Below are 2,408 nucleotides of genomic sequence, written 5' to 3'. Positions count from 1 at the left end.
AAAAATTATTATAAACATTATTTAATAATAAAATATCCAGATTATAAAGTTATATTGAGGCCCATAGCCAAGTGGTAAGGCAACGGACTTTGACTCCGTGATTCGTTGGTTCAAATCCAGCTGGGTCTGCCATTTTATAAGTGTTTATGAGTGATTAACGAACAAAAATAACAAAGGTAAACGCGGGTGTGGCGGAATGGAAGACGCACTAGACTTAGGATCTAGCGCTTAGGCGTGCAGGTTCAAATCCTGTCACCCGTACCATGCAACCTACTTGTAAATGAAGGGATATGATGTCAATGGTAGCATAACGGTCTCCAAAACCGCTCGTTCGGGTTCGAATCCTGATATCCCTGCCAAAAAAATTACCCCCAATAAAAATATTTTAATAAAATAAAAAAACAATTAATTTTTTTGACAATCATTTTTTTGCTTTATTAAGATATTTTAAAATGAATTTTTTAATCATTTTGCTCTTAAAATCTAAAAAAACCTTATTTATCTTTTTCAAACTACCCAAAAAAACAACTTTATCTTAAAAAACCACCAAAATCAATTGACAATTGTTTCTTTTTTTGATTAAATAAAGGTGTAGATATAAAGTTTTATGATAAAATAAATATAAGCTATATTTAAGTTTTTTATAAAGCTAACAAATAAAGTATAAAACTTTTACAAACGCTTTTATTAGGAGGTTGGTTTTTTGAGATTTGAAGAATTGGTAACTTGGGTTTCCAATAATCCTTGGATTTGGGTTGTTGGCGCTGTTTTGTTCCCTGTATTGATATTTCTTTTAGTAAAATTAGTGATTAAAACGCTAATTTTCATTTATGTTGTTAATTTTCGTATTGCAGCTTTTTTTAGTCCTTCCAAACCGTCTAAAGAGAGCAAAAACAACGACAACAAAAACGAACAACCTCAAATTCCCAATGTTTTGATTAATAACAAAGACTTTGATTCTAATTGTTTAATTAATTTAAAATTAATGGAGATGATGGACAAAAAAGATAACAACCGTTCGCAAACCGATCTTTTAGAATTAAAGCATAAAATGCTTGAAACTTATTTTAATCAAAAGATCTTTGAATTAGAAATGAAACAAAAAATTAAAGAATTAGAAGAAAAACAACAGCAATCTAAAGCTGATACCATTCCTAATAATGCCCAAACTTTTAACTCACAAAAGAATTTTTGGGATGAAATCCCAGAAACTTTAAAACAAGTTTTAGAAAAATTAAATAACATCGAAGAAATGCAGTTCGAAATTTTACAAGATTACACTAAAAAAACTTATTACAGTTCTGATGATAGAGTTTTGTACGTTCATCCAGAAGACTTTTTGCACATCAATAAAGCTTTAGGACATAAAAAACAACAACAATTAAAAAATTAAATAAAAATATTAGGATGAAAGTATGTAAAAGCCCCTTTTTGCATGCTTTTTCTTTTTATCATTTCGAAAAAACTACCTTTTTTAAACTAGTTTTGATTTTGCCTGTAAACAGATTACCTGATTTTTCCTTGCAACATCTTTCCAAACAATTCTAATTACCATTATTTTTTATGACATCACCACTATTAGGATCATAATTATAAACCTCTTTATCATCATTTTTGCTTTGATATTTGTATTTTGCACGCCAAATTCTTATTTCTGTTTTGGGGTCATATTTATTTATATAATCAATATTTCCATTAGGGAAATATTTTGTATGTTTGATTTTATTTTGGGTTTGAGGATCATATTCTAAAACATATTCTACTTTGCCATTTTTACTATTATGGTGAGTTTCTTTTATAACATTTCCGCTTTTAGCATCATATTCATGCATATATAAAATATTTGATTTGTCTTCTGCAAAACTTATTTCTTTAATTAATTTTTGCGTATGCGGATCGTATTCTTTAATATCTAAGATATTTCTGTCATTTTCAAAGACAGTATGTTTAATTTTATTGGCAGTTTGCAAATCATATTCTATGATATACCAAACACACTTTTCATCACCATTAAACGCTGTGAGTTTAATTTTTTTATTTGTTTTGCTATCATAATCCAAAATATGGTCAATGTTTCCATCCATGTTATAGATTTTTTTTTGAATAACATCCACATTATGATTAGGTTTGTTTTTTGTTGGGCTTATATTATCGATACTAATTATATTATCAATATTGTCAAAAGATTTAAAAATTAGCACCACTAACAACAATAATGTAAAAGTAGTTTTAATAGTTGCGAACCTAGTTCTTAATTTTATAATTTTCATATTTTTTAATTTATTATTGGGAAATTCTTAGATGTAATTTAATTTATCTTTCATTTAATTTATTTATTGTGAGATTAAGCATTTTTATAATACTTTGGATTATATGGTATTTTCAATAATATTATAACATTTATTTTA

Annotated in this window: 3 protein-coding genes and 3 tRNA genes; 5 read left to right on the top strand and 1 reads right to left on the bottom strand. The window is 27.0% G+C overall.

Annotated features, from left to right (window positions below; translation table 11 throughout):
* The first annotated feature begins 57 nt into the window (after positions 1-57).
* From OL66_RS00575 to OL66_RS03820, 5 genes are all read left to right on the top strand, one after another.
* Positions 58-132 (top strand) — tRNA-Gln (locus OL66_RS00575).
* Between the two features lie 50 nt (positions 133-182).
* A tRNA-Leu gene (locus tag OL66_RS00570) sits at positions 183-264 on the top strand.
* Between the two features lie 20 nt (positions 265-284).
* A tRNA-Trp gene (locus OL66_RS00565) sits at positions 285-359 on the top strand.
* Between the two features lie 344 nt (positions 360-703).
* On the top strand, positions 704-1,393 hold the full coding sequence (locus OL66_RS00560) for a hypothetical protein (RefSeq protein WP_034172049.1): 690 nt from the start codon (positions 704-706) through the stop codon (positions 1,391-1,393).
* Positions 1,394-1,407: 14 nt separating this feature from the next.
* A complete protein-coding gene (locus OL66_RS03820; RefSeq protein WP_156956340.1) occupies positions 1,408-1,548 on the top strand; it encodes a hypothetical protein in 141 nt (46 codons plus the stop codon).
* On the opposite strand, the gene OL66_RS00555 is transcribed toward OL66_RS03820, so the two are convergent.
* On the bottom strand, positions 1,545-2,270 hold the full coding sequence (locus OL66_RS00555) for a DUF2963 domain-containing protein (protein WP_034172048.1): 726 nt from the start codon (positions 2,268-2,270) through the stop codon (positions 1,545-1,547). The two genes, OL66_RS03820 and OL66_RS00555, sit on opposite strands and share 4 nt — an antisense overlap.
* Between the last annotated feature and the right edge of the window lie 138 nt (positions 2,271-2,408).

Origin of the sequence: Chrysanthemum yellows phytoplasma (genome assembly GCF_000803325.1) — a bacterium.
In the GTDB taxonomy this organism is placed as follows: domain Bacteria; phylum Bacillota_I; class Bacilli_A; order Acholeplasmatales; family Acholeplasmataceae; genus Phytoplasma; species Phytoplasma asteris.
This window is presented reverse-complemented; position numbering and strand designations above follow the sequence as displayed.